Below are 16,074 nucleotides of genomic sequence, written 5' to 3'. Positions count from 1 at the left end.
CGCCCGCCCGAGGCACCACACGGACGGGCCCCGGCCCGGAGGGGAGCCTCCGGACCGGGGCCCGTCCGTCGTCCCGGGCGGTGGGGGCCCTCAGCCCCGGTAGGTCTGGATCACCTGGGAGTCGTCGACCCGCTCCCAGCCGGCCTCCTGGGCGGCCCGGTAACGGGCGCGGGCGGCCGCCAGCACGGGGACGTCCAGACCGACCCGGTCGGCGACCTCCTGCACCAGGGTGGAGTCCTTGACGAAGATGCCGATGGTGCTGGTGACGTCGGCGTCCAGGCCCTGCAGCATCCGCGGTCCGCGGTCGGACAGCATCCACGACCCGCCGGCGCCGCCGGCGACGGCCGGGAGCACCTGTTCCGGGTCCAGCCCGAGCCGCTCGGCCAGCGCGAGCGCCTCCGCGGCGGCGACGATGTGCACCGAGCAGAGCAGCTGGTTGACCACCTTGTAGGACTGGCCCTGGCCGACCTCGGGGCCGCAGTCGCGGACGGTACCCAGCGCCTCGAGCACCGGACGCACCCGCTCGACCACGGCGGGGTCGCCGGAGGCGAACAGGCTGAGCTCGCCGGTGGTGGCGCGGGCCACCCCGCCGGTGACGGGGACGTCGAGCACGTGCACCCCGGCGGGCGCAGCCCCGGCGACCTCGCGCACGGCGTCCGGCCCGACGGTGCTCATCACCACCAGCACCGCCCCGTCGCGCAGGCGGGCGAGCAGCCCCTGCTCCCCCAGCGCCGCGGCCCGCAGCTGGTCCGGCGTGGCCACCATGCAGATGACCACGTCGGCCCCGGCCGCCGAGGTCGGCGCCTCCTCGGTGCGCAGGCCCCGGGCGGCCGCCCGCTCCCGCTGGGCGGGGAACGGGTCGACCCCGGTGACCTCGAACCCGGCCGCGAGCAGCTGCTCGGCCATCGGCAGGCCGATGGCGCCGATGCCGACGAAGGTGATGCGGTGCGGTGCGGTCACGGGTCGCTCCTGGTGGGTGGTGGGACTAGAGGACGAGGTCGAGCAGCAGGCAGACCACGAGCCCGACGACGGCGAAGGTGGACTGGGCCAGGGTGTAGATCTTGAACGTCCCCTTGGTGGTGAAGCCCAGCATCTGCTTGAAGATCCAGAAGGTGTTGTCGGTGACGTGGGCGCCGAAGGCGGCGCCGGTGCCGGCGGCCAGCAGGATGAGGATCGCCGGGACGTCGATGGTGCCCATCACCGGGGCGAGCAGGCTGGCGGCGGTGATCGCAGCCACCGACGCCGAGCCCTGGGCGATCCGCAGCACGGCGGCGACCACCCAGGCCAGCAGCACCGGGATCGAGGCGTTGGCTTCGAAGAGCGAGGCCAGCATGTCGCCGATCCCGACCTCGGTGATGACCTGGCCCAGCGAGCCCGCCACGCCGGTGAACAGCAGGATCGAGCCGGCGGTCTGGGCACCCTTGGTGATGAGTTCGTCGATGCCGTCGCGGGTGACGACGGGGATGGCGAAGACGATGCCGATGAGCAGGCCGATGAGCAGCGCGACCACCGGGCTGCCGAGGAAGCCGAGCACGGCGACGTCCTGCCCGGCGATCCCGGTGAGGGTGTCGGCGACGATGAGCAGGACCGGCACGATGACCGGCAGCATCGCGACCAGCAGCGGCAGCTGGCGGGTCGGCGGGGTCGTCGTGGTGGTGCCGGTGGTGGAGCGCGCGGCGACCTCGGTGGTGCCGGCGGTGCTGGCACCGCTGCCGCGGGAGGCCTCCAGGCGGGCCCGCTCCTCCTCGACCGACTCGCCGAAGACGGAGTCGTCGAAGGCCTGGTCGCGGTCGGTGGCCGGGTCGAAGATCTTGCGCATCAGCAGGCTGTGCAGGAAGACGCTGCAGACGATGAACAGCACGCCGAGCGGCAGGCCCCACAGCAGCAGGGTGCCGATCGGGACGCCGAGCGGTCCGGCCACGGCGATGGCGGCGACGCCGGGGACGACGACCAGCAGGCCGACCTCCAGCCCGATCGCCAGCGAGCCGGCCAGGGCCGCGATGCTCTTGCCGGTCCGCTTGCCGATGGCTCCGGCGATCGGAGCCAGGATGACCAGCGCGACGTCGAAGTAGATGGAGGGGAAGATGATGCCCGAGGTCAGCCCGAGCACGTAGGGCGAGCCGTTGGGTCCCACCAGCTTGAGCAGGGAGTCCACGACCCGTTGCATGGTGCCGGTCGCGGAGAGGGTGGTGCCGATCATCACGCCGAAGCCGATGATGAGCCCGACCTCGGTCATCAGGTTGCCGAACCCGACGTTGACCGCCTGCACCGACTGGTCGAAGCCGAGGCCGCCGGCGACCGCCAGGTACAGCGCGCCGACGATCAGCGCGACCACGGGATTGATCTTGGCCCAGACGATCAGCAGGACGATGCCCACGACCGCGATGGCCAGGTGGATCAGGACGATGCTGTCCATGACGACTCCAGTTCGGGTGGGTGCCGGTCGACCGGCGGTGTTCGGTGGTGGTCCCCGACGGGTGCGGGGCGGGACAGGAGACCCGGTACCGGACGGGCCGCGGCCGCCGTGGCCGGGACCGTCCGGTGCGATCCGGTCAGTGCATGTGGCTGCCGCCGTTGACGTCGAGGGTGACGCCGGTGAGGTAGGCGGAGTCCTCGGCGGAGAGGAAGGTGATGGCGGCGGCCACCTCCTCGGTGGTCGCGGTCCGCCCGACCGGCACGTCGCGGACGATCGCCGCCTCCTGCTCGTCGGTGCTGCCGACGCGGATGTTGGTGTCGACCGCGCCGGGGGTGACCGCGTTGACGGTGACGCCGGTGCTGCCGAGCTCACGGGCCAGCGCCTTGGTGAACCCGAGGATCGCGGCCTTGGCCGCGGAGTAGGGCACCTTGCCGAAGACGCCGCCGCCGCGCTGGGCCGAGACCGAGGACATGTTGACGATGCGGCCCCAGCCGGCCTCGATCATCGCGGGCAGGAACGCCCGGGTGACGAGGTAGGTGCCGGTGGCGTTGACGTCCATCACCCGGTGCCAGAGCTCGAGGGTGGTATCGAGGAAGGGCACCGGGGAGGTGATGCCGGCGATGTTGGCCAGCGCGCCGACCGGGGGCAGCCGGCCCGCGTCCACCTCGGCGGCCACCGCCTGCTGGGCGGCGGTGACGGCGGCCTCGTCGGCGACGTCGACGGCGTGGCCGAAGGCGGGCACACCGTGCTGCTCGGCGATCTCGGCCGCGACCCGGGCCGCCGCCTCGCCGTCGAGGTCGAGGACCACCACGGCCCACCCCTCCCGGGCGTAGCGGTGGGCGGTGGTCATGCCGATGCCCTTCTCGGAGGTGGCTCCGGTGACGACGGCGGTGCGCTGGGTGGGCATGGTGCTCCTCGGGGACGGTGGTTCGGTGGTCAGGACGGCTGCAGCAGGGTGGTGATGGCCCGGCCCGCCGCCACGGCCGCGGCGGGACGCTGCTCCTCGGTGACGTCGCGGGTCTCAAGCTCCAGGGACAGGTGGCCGGTGTAGCCGGCCCGGTCCAGGGCGGCGAGGGCGGCGGCGAAGTCGACGGCGCCGCGCCCGATGCTGAGGTGGATGTCGCCGGGGACGGCGTCGCGGAGGTGGACGTGGGCGATCCGCCCACCGAAGGCCCGCACGGCCTCGACCGGGTCGGCGCCGGAGGCGACCACGTGGCTGAGGTCGAGCACGATGCCGACGTCGGTGCCGGCCAGCCGGTCGGTCAGCCGGGTGGCGCGCTGGAGGGTGCAGCAGAGCCGCAGCACGTGCAGCGCCTCGGTCCACAGCTCCACGCCGGCCTCGGCAGCCCGCTCGGCGGCTCCGGCCAGCTCGACGGCGACCAGGTCGAGGTCGGCGTCGAGGTCGCGGACCGGCTCGTGGCTCAGCGCGCCGCAGGGCAGCACCAGCGCCCGGGCACCCACCGCTGCGGTGAGCCGGAGCAGTCTCGCCAGGTGCTGGCGGCGGGCGTCGCGCTGCCCGGCGTCGAGCACGGCGTTGAGGTCGCCGACGTCGCCGTTGACCGAGCGGACCCGCAGGCCGGAGCCGGCCACCTGTCGACGGACGTCCTCCACGGCGGTCTCGTCGAGCACGAACGGCACGTGGTCGCAGACCCCCGGCAGGGCGCCCAGGTCGATCTCCTCGAACCCGGCGTCGGCGATCGTCCGCAGCGCCTGCGGCAGCGGGCGGTGCCGGAAGCTGATGGACGAGATGCCCAGACGAGGAGAGAACATCGTTGGTCGGCCTGTCGGATCGCGGGTGGTTCGCCGGGGACGGTAGCAGTGCCGACTGTTGACAGTCAACGCCCGGACGTCATCCGCCGGGGGTCGACACAGCAGCCCCCGGGGTCTCCCGCGGGCGGCGCGCAGAGGCAACCGGCATCGCCGCCTCCCCTGGGATGGGGACGCGGTCGGGGCGGGCTCAGAGGTGGGCGGCGCCCTCGTCGGGCTCGCTGAGGACGCGGATCCCGTCCTCGGTGACGGCCACCATGCTCTCCCAGTGGCAGGCGTCGGAGCCGTCGCGGGTGACCACGGTCCACCCGTCGTCGAGGGTGACCGTGTCCGGGGAGCCGGCGGTGAGCATCGGCTCGATGCACAGCACCATGCCCGGCACCAGCCGGGGGCCGCGGCGTCCGGCGGGCCACGGGCCGCGGGCGATCCTGTTGGGCACGTCGGGCTCCATGTGCATCTGCGAGCCGATGCCGTGGCCGACGTACTCGGCCACGATCCCGTAGCGCTGCGGCTCGGCCTCGACGCTGGCCTGCACGGCTGCGGAGATGTCGCCGACCCGCCCGCCCGGACGGACCGCCCGGATCCCGGCCCACATGGCCCGTCGGGTCGCCTCCGACAGCGCCCGGCGCTCGACGCTCGGCTCACCGACGGGGACGGTGCGGGCGGCATCGGCGTGCCAGCCGTCCACCACCGCACCGCAGTCGATGGAGAGCAGGTCGCCCTCGGCCAGCACCCGCGGCCCGGGGACGCCGTGCACCACCTCGGCGTTGACGCTGAGGCAGACCACGCCGGTGAACCCGCCCCGGCCGTCCTCGTCGGCGCCGTAGTGCAGGAAGTTCGAGGTGGCTCCGGCCGAGGCGATCACCTCGGCCGCGACGGCGTCCAGCTCGGCGGTGGTGACCCCGGGACGGACGGCGGCGCTGGTGGCCTCGAGGGCCTCGTGCACCACCATCGCGGCACGGCGCATCACCTCGACCTGCGCCGGGGTCTTCAGCTCGATCCGGCTCCGTCCGAGCACGTCAGCGGGGCAGCTGCTCGAAGATCCGGTCGGCGACCTCGCCGACGGCACCCAGCCCGTCGACCTCGACCAGCAGGCCCCGCTCGCGGTACACGTCGAGCAGCGGCGCGGTCTCCTCCGCATACACCTTCTGGCGCACCCGGATGGCCTCCTCGGTGTCGTCCTCGCGGCCCTCGGTCTCGGCGCGGCGGAGCAGTCGGGCGACCAGCTCGTCGGTGTCGGCGGTGAGCACCAGGACGGCGTCCAGGGCGGTCTGCTGCTCGGCGAGCAGCCCGTCCAGGGCCGCCACCTGGCCCAGCGTGCGCGGGTAGCCGTCGAGCAGGAACCCGTTGCGGGTGTCCTCCTCGGCGAGCCGGTCGGCCACGATCGCGTTGGTGATGTCGTCGCCGACGTAGCCGCCGGAGGCCATGATCTGCTGCACCTGCCGGCCGAGCTCGGTGCCCTGGCTGATGTTGGCGCGGAAGATGTCGCCGGTCGAGATGGCCGGTACCCCGTAGTGGGCGGCCACCCCCTTGGCCTGGGTGCCCTTGCCGGCTCCCGGCGGGCCCATGATCAGCATCCTCATCGCACTGTCCTCCTGACCGGTGCTCCCGACCTCATCGCAGGAAGCCCTCGTAGTTGCGCTGCTGCAGCTGGCTCTCGATCCGCTTCACGGTGTCCAGACCGACCCCGACCACGATGAGCAGCGAGGTGCCGCCGAGCGGGAAGTTCTGGTTGGCGTTGAGCAGGATGAAGGCGATCGAGGGCAGCAGCGCCACGACAGCGAGGTAGATCGCGCCGGGCAGGGTGAGGCGGTTGAGCACGAAGGAGAGGTAGTTCTCCGTCGGCCGGCCGGCCCTGATGCCGGGGATGAACCCGCCGTACTTGGCCATGTTCTCGGCCACCTCCTGCGGGTTGAAGGTGATCGAGACGTAGAAGTAGGCGAAGAAGACGACCAGCAGGAACAGCGTCACCATGTAGAGCGGGTGGTCGCCGTTGACGAAGTAGCGCTGGATCCAGGAGCTGATGCTGCTCTCGGGCTGGAACTGGGAGTACAGCACCGGCAGGTACATCATCGAGGAGGCGAAGATGACCGGGATGACGCCGGCCTGGTTGACCTTCAGCGGGATGTAGGTGGTGGTGCCGCCCAGCAGCCGGCCGCCCACCATCTTCTTGGCGTACTGCACGGGGATGCGGCGCTGGCCCTGCTCCATGAAGATGACCGCGGCCATCACCACCAGGCCGACCGCGACCACCAGCAGCAGCACGATCCAGCCGCTGGCACCCGGGCGGGCGGCCTTGATGGCCCACAGCGCGGTCGGGAAGGTGGCGGCGATCTGGGTGAAGATGAGCACCGACATGCCGTTGCCGACGCCGCGCTCGGTGATGAGCTCGCCCAGCCACATCACCAGACCGGTGCCGGCGGTCATGGTGAGCACCATCACCACGACCGGGAAGATGTCCTTGCTGTACACCACGCTGTTGGGGCAGCCGACGAACAGCTGGTCGTTGACGGCCAGCGTGACGAAGGCGGTGGAGTTGAGCACCGCCAGCACCAGCGTCAGGTAACGGGTGTACTGGGTGATCTTCGCGGTGCCGGACTGGCCCTCCTTCTTGAGGGCCTCCAGCCGCGGCACCACCACGGTGAGCAGCTGCAGGATGATGCTCGCGGTGATGTAGGGCATGATGCCCAGCGCGAAGATCGCCAGCTGCAGCAGCGCCCCTCCGGAGAAGAGGTTGATCAGGGAGTAGAGCCCGGCCTGCTCGCCCGTCTCGGCGAGCCGGCGACAGGCGTCCACCTGCTGGATGTCGACGTTGGGGACGGGCACGACCGAGCCCACCCGGAACAGCGCGATGATCCCCAGGGTGAACAGGATCTTCTTACGCAGGTCCGGTGTCCGGAACGCGTTGGCGAAGGCGGAAAGCACTTCCGAGCCCTCTCTTCTCTGTGGTGCGGAGTCGGATCGCCGTCAGGGCAACCCTCGGGACCCTATCAAGCGCAGGAGGGGGACGGCTCCCTCTGGAGCACGCCCCCCTCCGGAGTCGCGGTGGTGCTTACAGCTCGGTGGTGGTGCCGCCGGCTGCCGCGATCTTGTCCTTGGCCGAGGCCGAGAACTTGTGCGCGCTCACCTGCAGGGCCACCGACACCTCGCCGGTGCCGAGCACCTTGACCAGCTGGCCGTCGCGGACGGCACCCTTGCTGACCAGGTCCGCCACGCCGACCTGCCCACCCTCGGGGAACAGCGTCGACAGGCGGTCCAGGTTGACCACCTGGTACTCGGTGCGGAACGGGTTCTTGAACCCGCGCAGCTTCGGGGTGCGCATGTGCAGCGGCATCTGCCCACCCTCGAAGTTCTCCGGGGTGTTCTTGCGCGCGCCGGTGCCCTTGGTACCGCGACCGGCGGTCTTGCCCTTGGAGCCCTCACCGCGACCCACGCGGGTCTTGGCGGTCTTGGCACCGGGGGCGGGACGAAGGTGGTGCACCTTCAGTGCCATGTCAGTCGACCTCCTCGACGGTGACGAGGTGCGTCACCGTGGTGATCATGCCTCGGATCTCGGGACGGTCCTGCACCTCGACGGTCGCGCCGACGCGGCGCAGGCCGAGGCTGCGCAGGGTGTCCCGCTGGTTCTGCTTGGACCCGATGTCGGACCGGGTCTGGGTGACCTTGAGGGTCGCCATCAGGACGTCACCCCCTGCTGGGCGCGCAGCAGCGCGGCCGGGGCGACGTCCTCGACGGCCTTGCCGCGGCGGGCGGCGACGGCCTCGGGCTGCTCCAGCATCTGCAGGGCCTCGACGGTGGCGTGCACCACGTTGATCGAGTTCGAGGAGCCGAGCGACTTGGCGAGCACGTCGTGCACGCCGGCGCACTCGAGCACCGCACGGCAGGCGCCGCCGGCGATCACACCGGTACCCGGGGAGGCCGGACGCAGCATGACGACACCGGCCGCCTTCTCGCCCTGCACCGGGTGCGGGATGGTGCCCTGGATGCGGGGGACGCGGAAGAAGTTCTTCTTCGCCTCCTCCACGCCCTTGGCGATCGCCGCGGGCACCTCCTTGGCCTTGCCGTAGCCGACACCCACCATGCCCTCGCCGTCACCGACGACGACCAGCGCGGTGAAGCTGAACCGGCGACCGCCCTTCACCACCTTGGCGACGCGGTTGATGTCCACCACGCGCTCGAGGTACTGGTTCTTGTCCTGCGCCTGGCCACGACGGTCGTCCCGGCCGCGACGCTCTCCCCCGCCGCCTCCGCGGCGCTGGGTTCCACTCATCGCTCTACCTTCCGTTCTGTCGTGTCAGAAGCCGAGACCGGCCTCGCGGGCCCCGTCGGCCAGCGCAGCGATCCGACCGTGGTACTTGTTCCCGGCCCGGTCGAAGACGACCTGGGTGACGCCGGCGGCCTTGGCCCGCTCGGCCACCAGGGCGCCGACCTGCTTCGCCTTGTCCGACTTGTCGCCGGTGGCGGTGCGCAGGCTCGGCTCCATGGTGGAGGCCGAGGCCAGGGTGTGGCCGCGGGTGTCGTCGATCACCTGGACGAACAGGTGCCGGGAGGACCGGGTGACGACCAGGCGCGGGCGGTCGGCGGCGCCGAACACCTTCTTGCGCCCGCGGACCTGCCGACGCAGCCGGGAGGCGCGCTTGGGCGCCGTGTGCTTGGGAGCGGACAACGAGATGCCCATGGTCACTTACCAGCCTTTCCGACCTTGCGGCGCACGTGCTCGCCCGCGTACCGCACGCCCTTGCCCTTGTACGGCTCCGGCTTGCGGATCTTGCGGATCCGGGCGGCCGTCTCGCCGACGGCCTGCTTGTCGATGCCGACCACGCTGAAGCGGGTGGGCGTCTCGACGGTGAAGGTGATGCCCTCCGGCGCGGTCACGTTGACCGGGTGGCTGAAGCCCAGGTTGAACTCCAGCGCGTTCGGGCCCTTGCTGATGACGCGGTACCCGACGCCGACGATCTCGAGCTTCTTCTCGTAGCCCTCGGTCACGCCGGTGACCATGTTGGCCACCAGGGTCCGGGTGAGACCGTGCAGCGACTTGCTCACGCGGTCGTCGTCGGGACGGCTGACCTCGAGCTCGCCGGACTCGGCGCGGGCGATGGTGATGGGCGAGGCCACGGTGTGCGACAGCGAGCCCTTCGGGCCCTTGACCACGACCTGCTGGCCGTCGAGGGACACCTCGACACCGGCCGGGACGGTGATCGGCAGCTTACCGATGCGGGACATGTCTGTTCTCCTTCAGCTCTCGTCGCTCACCAGACGTAGGCGAGCACTTCGCCGCCCACGCTCTTGGCATTGGCCGCACGGTCGGTGAGCAGGCCCTGGGAGGTGGAGATGATCGCGATGCCCAGACCGCCGAGGACCTTCGGCAGGTTGGTGGACTTCGCGTACACCCGCAGCCCCGGCTTGGAGATCCGTCGCACACCCGCCAGGGACCGCTCGCGGTTCTGGCCGTACTTGAGGGTGAGCTTCAGCGTCTTGCTGACCTCGCCCTCGGCGGGCTCGAGCACCTCGTAGGAGGAGATGTAGCCCTCCTCCTTGAGGATCTCGGCGATGCCGACCTTGATCTTGCTGTGCGGCATCGAGGTCGAGTCGTGGTACGCCTGGTTGGCGTTGCGCAGACGGGTCAGCATGTCTGCGATCGGGTCGGTCATGGTCATGACGTCACGTTCTTCTTTCTCACCATGGTTTCCCGCGACCGGGTGGGCCGGGGACCTGTGGCGTTGGACTGGGTGTTCGTCCTTCGACGGGCTCAGGACGTGGGGGTCGGCTCGGACGCGCGCGTGCGGGCTCGGACGTGGCGTCCGGGCACCTCGCCGCCGGCGCCGGGTGTCACCAGGAGGACTTGGTGACCCCGGGCAGCTGGCCGGCGTGGGTGAGCTCGCGCACGCAGATCCGGCACAGGCCGAACTTGCGGAACACGGCGCGGGGCCGGCCGCACCGCTGGCAGCGGGTGTAGGCGCGGACGGCGAACTTGGGCTTGCGGGCCTGCTTGACCTTCAGTGCGTTCTTGGCCATCGGTTAGCTCACTTCTTCTTCCGGCTGAAAGCGGGACCCTTGGCGCGGGCCCGGGCCGGCCTCGGGTTGTCGTTGAAGGGGAAGCCCAGGTGCTTCAGCAGCGCCCGGCCCTCCGCGTCGTTGGTCGCGCTGGTGACGAAGGTGATGTCCATGCCGCGCACCCGGTCGATGCGGTCCTGGTCGATCTCGTGGAACATGACCTGCTCGTTGAGACCGAAGGTGTAGTTGCCCTGACCGTCGAACTGGTGGGCGTTCAGCCCGCGGAAGTCGCGGATACGGGGCAGCGCCAGGCTGATCAGCCGGTCGGCGAACTCCCACATCCGGCGGTTGCGCAGGGTGACGTGGCAGCCGATCGCCTGACCCTCGCGCAGCTTGAACTGCGCGATGGACTTGCGGGCCTTCGTCACCGACGGCTTCTGCCCGGTGATGGTGGTCAGGTCGCGCACGGCGCCGTCGATCACCTTGGAGTCGCGGGCGGCGTCACCCACACCCATGTTCACCACGACCTTGACCAGGCCGGGGATCTGCATGGGGTTGGCGTAGCCGAACTCCTCCTGGAGGGCGGTACGGATCTCGTCGCGGTAGCGCTGCTGCAGACGCGGCAGCGGGGCCACGGCGGTGGTGGTCTCCTCGGTCGCGGTCGACATCAGATCTCCTTCCCGGTCTTGCGGGCGATCCGCACGGAGCGGAAGCCCTGGTACTCGGTGCCGTCGGGCCGCTTCTTGGTGACCTCGTCACGGCGGTAGCCGACCCGGGTGACGACCTCGTCGCCGTTGTCGTCCTTGACGACCAGCTGGACGTTGGAGACGTGGATCGGGGCCTCGCTGGAGATGATCCCGCCCTCGACCCGGCGTCCGCCCTGGGTCTGGCTCTCGCGACGGTGACGCTTGACGACGTTGACGCCCTCGACGGTCACCTTCTGGTTCTCGGGGCTGACCGAGAGGATCTCGCCGACCAGGCCCTTGTCCTTGCCGGCGATGACCTTCACGCGGTCACCCTTCTTCACGTGCAGCTTGCGCTGTGCCATTCAGATCACCTCCGGGGCGAGCGACACGATCCGCATGAACTTCTTCTCGCGGAGCTCCCGGCCGACGGGACCGAAGATGCGGGTGCCGCGGGGCTCACCGTCGGCCCGGAGGATGACGGCGGCGTTCTCGTCGAACTTGATGTAGGAACCGTCGGGACGGCGACGCTCCTTCACGCTGCGCACGATGACGGCCTTGACGACGTCGCCCTTCTTGACGTTGCCGCCGGGGATGGCGTCCTTCACCGTGGCCACGATGGTGTCACCGATGCCGGCGTACCGTCGGCCGGAGCCACCGAGCACGCGGATGCAGAGGATCTCCTTCGCACCCGTGTTGTCGGCGACCTTGAGCCGCGACTCCTGCTGGATCATTTCTGTCTCCTGGTTGTCTCACCGGTTCCCGGGGTCCGGGCCTGGCAGAACTGGTTGGATGAAGCAGACCGGTGGTGTCCGTACCGGCCGTGCGTCGACTGGCTTACTTGGCGCGCTCGAGGATCTCGATCAGGCGCCAGCGCTTGGTGGCCGACAGCGGGCGGGTCTCCATGATCCGCACCCGGTCACCGGCTCCGGCGGAGTTCTCCTCGTCGTGGGCCTTCAGCCGCTCCGAGGTCCGCATGACCTTGCCGTACAGCTTGTGCTTGACGCGGTCCTCCACCAGGACGGTGATGGTCTTGTCCATCTTGTCGCTCACCACGACGCCTTCGCGGACCTTGCGCGCGGTGCGCTCGGTCGCGGTGGTGGCGCCGGTCTCGGTCGGGTTGGTGGTCTCGCTCATGCTCAGGCCTTCTCGCTCGCGCTTGCCATGGTTCCGGGGGTCTCGGGCTCGGCGGCGTCAGGGTCGCTGACGATGCCGAGGTTGCGCTCCTGGATCACGGTGTAGATCCGGGCGATGTCCTTGCGGACGGCGCGCAGGCGACCGTGCGACTCCAGCTGACCGGTGGCCGCCTGGAAGCGGAGCGTGAACAGCTCCTCCTTCAGCTCCACCACCTGCTTCTCCAGCGCCTCACGGCTCAGGCCGCGCAGCTCGGTGGTGTTCAGTGCCTTCGCCATCAGTTCTCACCTGCCTCACGCCGGATGAAGCGAGCCTTCATCGGCAACTTGTGGATCGCCAGCCGCATGGCCTCGCGGGCCACGTCCTCGCTCACACCGGAGAGCTCGAACATCACGCGTCCGGGCTTGACGTTGGCCACCCACCACTCGGGGGAGCCCTTGCCCGAACCCATCCGGGTCTCGGCGGGCTTCTTGGTCAGCGGACGGTCGGGGTAGATGTTGATCCACACCTTCCCGCCTCGCTTGATGTGACGGGTCATCGCGATACGCGCCGACTCGATCTGCCGGTTGGTGACGTAGGCGCCCTCGAGGGCCTGGATCCCGAAGTCACCGAAGGCCAGCGTGGTCCCGCCCTTGGCCGCACCGTCGCGCTTGGGGTGGTGCTGCTTGCGGAACTTGACCCTGCGTGGGATCAACATCAGTTCTGCGCTCCTGCGTTCTCGGTGGCGGGAGCTGCCGAGGTGGCCTCGGCAGCCTCGGCACGACGGCGTCCGCCGCGCTCCGGACGGTCACCACGACCCGGGCGACGCTCGCCGCCGCGCTGGTTGCGCGGACGGCCCGGCGCCTTCTGGCGGGCGGCCTTCTGAGCGGCGCGCTCGGCACGGGTGCCGGAGACGTCGCCCTTGTAGATCCAGACCTTCACGCCGATCCGGCCGAAGGTGGTGCGGGCCTCGAAGAAGCCGTAGTCGATGTCGGCGCGCAGCGTGTGCAGCGGCACCTGGCCGTCGCGGTAGAACTCCGAGCGGCTCATCTCCGCACCGCCCAGACGACCGGAGCACTTGATCCGGATGCCCTTGGCACCGGAGCGCATCGCGGTCTGCTGCGCCTTGCGCATGGCCCGGCGGAACGCCACCCGGGCGCTCAGCTGCTCGGCCACGCCCTGGGCGACCAGCTGGGCGTCGGTCTCGGTGTTCTTGACCTCGAGGATGTTCAGCTGGACCTGCTTGCCGGTCAGCTTCTCCAGGTCGCCACGGACCCGCTCCGCCTCGGCACCGTTGCGGCCGATGACGATGCCCGGACGCGCGGCGTAGAGGAAGATGGTGACCCGCTCGCTGCGGCGCTCGATCTCCACCGAGGAGATGCCGGCGCGCTCCAGCGACTTGGTCAGGTAGCTGCGGATCTTGTCGTCCTCACCCACCAGCGCGGCGTACTGCTTGTCGGCGTACCACCGGGTCTTGTGATCGGTGGTGATACCCAGGCGGAAGCCGTTCGGGTTGACCTTCTGTCCCATGCTCAGGCCTCCTTGGCGGTACGCGGCTCGACGACGACGGTGATGTGGCTGCCCCGCTTGAGGATGCGGGAGGCCGAGCCCTTCGCCCGCGGACGGATCCGGCGCATGGTGACGCCCTCGTCCACGAACGCCTGGCTGACGTAGAGGTCGTCGGTGCGCAGGTTGTCGGTGTTCTCGGCGTTGGCGGCGGCGCTGGCCACCACCTTGCGGACCGGGTCGCTGGCCGCCTGCGGGGCGAACTGCAGGACCGTCAGGGCCTCCGACACGTCCATCCCACGGACCAGGTCGACCACGCGGCGGACCTTGGTCGGCGACATCCGGACGTGGCGGGCGATCGCGTACGAACCGGGACGGTCACCGAGCAGGGCCTTGCGCCGGGTGGGGCGCTCCTTCTCAGAGGTGCTCATGTCTCTTCCTTGTCTGTCTCACCACCGCGTCAGCGGCGGCGAGCCTTCCGGTCGTCCTTCACGTGGCCCTTGAAGGTCCGCGTGGGCGCGAACTCCCCGAGCTTGTGGCCCACCATCGCCTCGCTGACGAAGACCGGGACGTGCTTGCGGCCGTCGTGCACCGCGATGGTGTGGCCGATCATGTCCGGAATGATCATCGAGCGGCGCGACCAGGTCTTGATGACGTTCTTCGTGCCCTTCTCGTTCTGGACGTCCACCTTCTTCTGCAGGTGGTCGTCGACGAACGGGCCCTTCTTCAAGCTGCGTGGCATCTCTTGCTAACTCCTGATCAGCGCTTCTTGCCGGACTTGCGGCGACGGATGATGAGGCGGCTGCTCGCCTTGTTCGGGTTGCGGGTGCGACCCTCGGGCTTGCCCCACGGGCTGACCGGGTGGCGACCACCGGAGGTCTTGCCCTCACCACCGCCGTGCGGGTGGTCGATCGGGTTCATCGCCACGCCGCGCACGGTCGGGCGCTTGCCCTTCCACCGGGCCCGGCCGGCCTTGCCCCAGTTGATGTTGGACTGCTCGGCGTTGCCCACGGCACCGACGGTGGCGCGGCAGCGGACGTCCACCATCCGCATCTCGCCCGACGGCATCCGCAGCGTGGCGTGCCGGCCCTCGCGGGCCACCAGCTGGATGGAGGCACCGGCGGAGCGGCCCAGCTTGGCGCCGCCGCCCGGGCGCAGCTCCACCGCGTGCACGGTGGTGCCGACCGGGATGTTGCGCAGCGGCAGGTTGTTGCCCGGCTTGATGTCGGCGCCCTCGCCGGAGACCACGACCGCACCCTGGGTCACCTGGACCGGGGCGATGATGTAGCGCTTCTCCCCGTCGGCGTAGTGCAGCAGCGCCAGGCGGGCGGTGCGGTTGGGGTCGTACTCGATGTGAGCGACCTTGGCCGGCACGCCGTCCTTGTCGTAGCGCTTGAAGTCCACCATGCGGTAGGCCTGCTTGTGCCCACCGCCGATGTGACGGGTCGTGATGCGGCCGGTGTTGTTGCGGCCCCCGGTCTTGGGGTTGGGGCGCAACAGGGACTTCTCCGGCGTCGACCGGGTCAGCTCGACGAAGTCGGCAACCGACGAGCCACGACGGCCCGGCGTTGTCGGCTTGTGCTTACGGATACCCATGAGGTCTATTCGTCCTTGTCTGTCTGGTGCAGCCGGCCGGTCAGGCGGCCGGGCCGCCGAAGATGTCGATCCGCTGGCCCTCGGCGACCGTGACGATCGCGCGCTTGGTGTCGGGCCGCTTGCCCACGCCGTAGCGCGTGCGGCGGGTCTTGCCCTTGCGGTTCATCGTGTTGACCGAGGTGACCTTGACGCCGAAGACCTTCTCGACGGCGATCTTGATCTCGGTCTTGTTGGCCTGCGGGGCGACCACGAACGTGTACTTGTTCTGATCCAGCAGCGAGTAGGTCTTCTCGCTCACCACCGGGGCCAGCAGGATGTCGCGGTGGTCGCGGATCTTGAGCGGCTGCGTCACTTCTGCTCCTCCTCGATCTCGCTCTCGCGAGCGACGGCCTTCGCGCCAGCCGAGACCGGGCCGGCGGCGAAGGTCTCCAGCGCGGCGGAGGTGAAGACCACCGCGTCCGCGCACAGCACGTCGTAGGCGTTCAGCTGGTCGACGGCGAGCACGTGCACGCTCGGCACGTTGCGCAGGCTCAGGTAGGCCGCGTCCTCGTCGCGGTGCAGGGCGACCAGCACCTTGGCCTCGCCGGCGGCCGCGGTGATCGCGGCCAGCGCCTTCCTGGTGCTCGGCACGCCGTCGGTGACGAGGTCGGAGACCACGTGCACCCGGCCGTCGCGGGCCCGGTCGCTGAGCGCACCGCGCAGGGCGGCGGCGATCATCTTCTTGGGCGTGCGCTGGCCGTAGCCGTGCGGGGTCGGGCCGTGCACGACGCCACCGCCGGTCCACTGGGGCGCGCGGCGCGAACCCTGGCGGGCGCGGCCGGTGCCCTTCTGGCGCCACGGCTTGGCGCCACCGCCGCGGACCTCGCCGCGGGTCTTGGTGGCGTGGGTGCCCTGGCGGGCGGCGGCCAGCTGGGCCACCACGACCTGGTGGATCAGCGGGATGTTGACCGGTGCGTCGAAGAGCTCGGCCGGCAGGTCGGTGCTGCCGGACTTCTGGCC

At 70.5% G+C, this 16,074-nt stretch carries 26 protein-coding genes; all 26 read right to left on the bottom strand.

Features of this window, described 5'->3' with window-relative positions:
• Window positions 1–90 precede the first annotated feature (90 nt).
• The gene (locus DVA66_RS06960) at window positions 91–960 is read right to left on the bottom strand and encodes an NAD(P)-dependent oxidoreductase (RefSeq protein WP_198671551.1); all 870 of its coding nucleotides are present in this window, start codon (window positions 958–960) and stop codon (window positions 91–93) included.
• A 25-nt stretch (window positions 961–985) separates the two neighbouring features.
• Complete coding sequence (locus DVA66_RS06955) at window positions 986–2,416, bottom strand: GntP family permease (RefSeq protein WP_114559416.1); 1,431 nt, start codon at window positions 2,414–2,416, stop codon at window positions 986–988.
• A 136-nt stretch (window positions 2,417–2,552) separates the two neighbouring features.
• On the bottom strand, window positions 2,553–3,323 hold the full coding sequence (locus DVA66_RS06950) for an SDR family NAD(P)-dependent oxidoreductase (RefSeq protein WP_114559415.1): 771 nt from the start codon (window positions 3,321–3,323) through the stop codon (window positions 2,553–2,555).
• A 29-nt stretch (window positions 3,324–3,352) separates the two neighbouring features.
• Window positions 3,353–4,186, bottom strand: a complete 834-nt coding sequence (locus tag DVA66_RS06945) for a sugar phosphate isomerase/epimerase family protein (RefSeq protein WP_114559414.1) — start codon at window positions 4,184–4,186, stop codon at window positions 3,353–3,355.
• Window positions 4,187–4,373: 187 nt separating this feature from the next.
• Window positions 4,374–5,201, bottom strand: a complete 828-nt coding sequence (gene map / locus DVA66_RS06940) for a type I methionyl aminopeptidase (protein ID WP_114559413.1) — start codon at window positions 5,199–5,201, stop codon at window positions 4,374–4,376.
• Window position 5,202: 1 nt separating this feature from the next.
• Window positions 5,203–5,766, bottom strand: a complete 564-nt coding sequence (locus DVA66_RS06935) for an adenylate kinase (RefSeq protein WP_198671550.1) — start codon at window positions 5,764–5,766, stop codon at window positions 5,203–5,205.
• Between the two features lie 31 nt (window positions 5,767–5,797).
• Window positions 5,798–7,108: a preprotein translocase subunit SecY gene (gene secY / locus DVA66_RS06930; RefSeq protein ID WP_114559412.1), complete on the bottom strand. Its 1,311-nt coding sequence runs from the start codon at window positions 7,106–7,108 to the stop codon at window positions 5,798–5,800.
• A gap of 127 nt (window positions 7,109–7,235) precedes the next feature.
• Window positions 7,236–7,676, bottom strand: coding sequence for a 50S ribosomal protein L15 (gene rplO / locus DVA66_RS06925; protein ID WP_114559411.1), 441 nt, complete (start codon window positions 7,674–7,676; stop codon window positions 7,236–7,238).
• A 1-nt stretch (window position 7,677) separates the two neighbouring features.
• Window positions 7,678–7,860 carry a 50S ribosomal protein L30 gene (rpmD, locus tag DVA66_RS06920; RefSeq protein WP_114559410.1) on the bottom strand — a complete coding sequence of 61 codons (183 nt, stop codon included), beginning with the start codon at window positions 7,858–7,860 and terminating at the stop codon, window positions 7,678–7,680.
• Window positions 7,860–8,453: a 30S ribosomal protein S5 gene (gene rpsE / locus DVA66_RS06915; RefSeq protein ID WP_114559409.1), complete on the bottom strand. Its 594-nt coding sequence runs from the start codon at window positions 8,451–8,453 to the stop codon at window positions 7,860–7,862. Before rpsE ends, rpmD begins: the two co-directional genes overlap by 1 nt.
• A gap of 24 nt (window positions 8,454–8,477) precedes the next feature.
• The gene (gene rplR / locus DVA66_RS06910; RefSeq protein WP_114126518.1) at window positions 8,478–8,861 is read right to left on the bottom strand and encodes a 50S ribosomal protein L18; all 384 of its coding nucleotides are present in this window, start codon (window positions 8,859–8,861) and stop codon (window positions 8,478–8,480) included.
• Window positions 8,862–8,863: 2 nt separating this feature from the next.
• Complete coding sequence (gene rplF / locus DVA66_RS06905) at window positions 8,864–9,406, bottom strand: 50S ribosomal protein L6 (RefSeq protein ID WP_114126517.1); 543 nt, start codon at window positions 9,404–9,406, stop codon at window positions 8,864–8,866.
• 26 nt (window positions 9,407–9,432) lie between these two features.
• Window positions 9,433–9,840, bottom strand: coding sequence for a 30S ribosomal protein S8 (rpsH, locus tag DVA66_RS06900; RefSeq protein WP_114126516.1), 408 nt, complete (start codon window positions 9,838–9,840; stop codon window positions 9,433–9,435).
• A gap of 172 nt (window positions 9,841–10,012) precedes the next feature.
• Entirely contained in the window at window positions 10,013–10,198 is a 186-nt protein-coding gene (locus DVA66_RS06895) for a type Z 30S ribosomal protein S14 (protein WP_114126515.1), read from the bottom strand.
• Window positions 10,199–10,206: 8 nt separating this feature from the next.
• Window positions 10,207–10,845, bottom strand: coding sequence for a 50S ribosomal protein L5 (rplE, locus tag DVA66_RS06890; protein ID WP_114559408.1), 639 nt, complete (start codon window positions 10,843–10,845; stop codon window positions 10,207–10,209).
• The gene (gene rplX / locus DVA66_RS06885; RefSeq protein ID WP_114559407.1) at window positions 10,845–11,225 is read right to left on the bottom strand and encodes a 50S ribosomal protein L24; all 381 of its coding nucleotides are present in this window, start codon (window positions 11,223–11,225) and stop codon (window positions 10,845–10,847) included. Before rplX ends, rplE begins: the two co-directional genes overlap by 1 nt.
• Window positions 11,226–11,594: a 50S ribosomal protein L14 gene (rplN, locus tag DVA66_RS06880; protein WP_114126512.1), complete on the bottom strand. Its 369-nt coding sequence runs from the start codon at window positions 11,592–11,594 to the stop codon at window positions 11,226–11,228.
• Between the two features lie 103 nt (window positions 11,595–11,697).
• The gene (gene rpsQ / locus DVA66_RS06875) at window positions 11,698–11,997 is read right to left on the bottom strand and encodes a 30S ribosomal protein S17 (protein ID WP_114559406.1); all 300 of its coding nucleotides are present in this window, start codon (window positions 11,995–11,997) and stop codon (window positions 11,698–11,700) included.
• Between the two features lie 2 nt (window positions 11,998–11,999).
• Window positions 12,000–12,272 carry a 50S ribosomal protein L29 gene (rpmC, locus tag DVA66_RS06870; RefSeq protein WP_114559405.1) on the bottom strand — a complete coding sequence of 91 codons (273 nt, stop codon included), beginning with the start codon at window positions 12,270–12,272 and terminating at the stop codon, window positions 12,000–12,002.
• A complete protein-coding gene (gene rplP / locus DVA66_RS06865) occupies window positions 12,272–12,691 on the bottom strand; it encodes a 50S ribosomal protein L16 (protein ID WP_114126509.1) in 420 nt (139 codons plus the stop codon). The genes rpmC and rplP overlap by 1 nt, the downstream gene beginning before the upstream one ends.
• Window positions 12,691–13,503 carry a 30S ribosomal protein S3 gene (rpsC, locus tag DVA66_RS06860; protein ID WP_114559404.1) on the bottom strand — a complete coding sequence of 271 codons (813 nt, stop codon included), beginning with the start codon at window positions 13,501–13,503 and terminating at the stop codon, window positions 12,691–12,693. The genes rplP and rpsC overlap by 1 nt, the downstream gene beginning before the upstream one ends.
• Window positions 13,504–13,505: 2 nt before the next feature.
• The gene (rplV, locus tag DVA66_RS06855) at window positions 13,506–13,910 is read right to left on the bottom strand and encodes a 50S ribosomal protein L22 (RefSeq protein WP_114559403.1); all 405 of its coding nucleotides are present in this window, start codon (window positions 13,908–13,910) and stop codon (window positions 13,506–13,508) included.
• A gap of 29 nt (window positions 13,911–13,939) precedes the next feature.
• Window positions 13,940–14,221, bottom strand: a complete 282-nt coding sequence (gene rpsS, locus DVA66_RS06850; RefSeq protein WP_114559402.1) for a 30S ribosomal protein S19 — start codon at window positions 14,219–14,221, stop codon at window positions 13,940–13,942.
• A 17-nt stretch (window positions 14,222–14,238) separates the two neighbouring features.
• On the bottom strand, window positions 14,239–15,075 hold the full coding sequence (rplB, locus tag DVA66_RS06845; RefSeq protein WP_114559401.1) for a 50S ribosomal protein L2: 837 nt from the start codon (window positions 15,073–15,075) through the stop codon (window positions 14,239–14,241).
• A gap of 40 nt (window positions 15,076–15,115) precedes the next feature.
• Window positions 15,116–15,427, bottom strand: a complete 312-nt coding sequence (gene rplW, locus DVA66_RS06840) for a 50S ribosomal protein L23 (RefSeq protein ID WP_198671549.1) — start codon at window positions 15,425–15,427, stop codon at window positions 15,116–15,118.
• A partial coding sequence (gene rplD, locus DVA66_RS06835; protein ID WP_114559400.1) for a 50S ribosomal protein L4 occupies window positions 15,424–16,074 on the bottom strand: 651 nt, incomplete at its 5' end. The genes rplD and rplW, both read right to left, overlap by 4 nt.

It is taken from the genome of Desertihabitans aurantiacus (assembly GCF_003344635.1).
Lineage (GTDB): Bacteria > Actinomycetota > Actinomycetes > Propionibacteriales > Propionibacteriaceae > Desertihabitans > Desertihabitans aurantiacus.
This window is presented reverse-complemented; position numbering and strand designations above follow the sequence as displayed.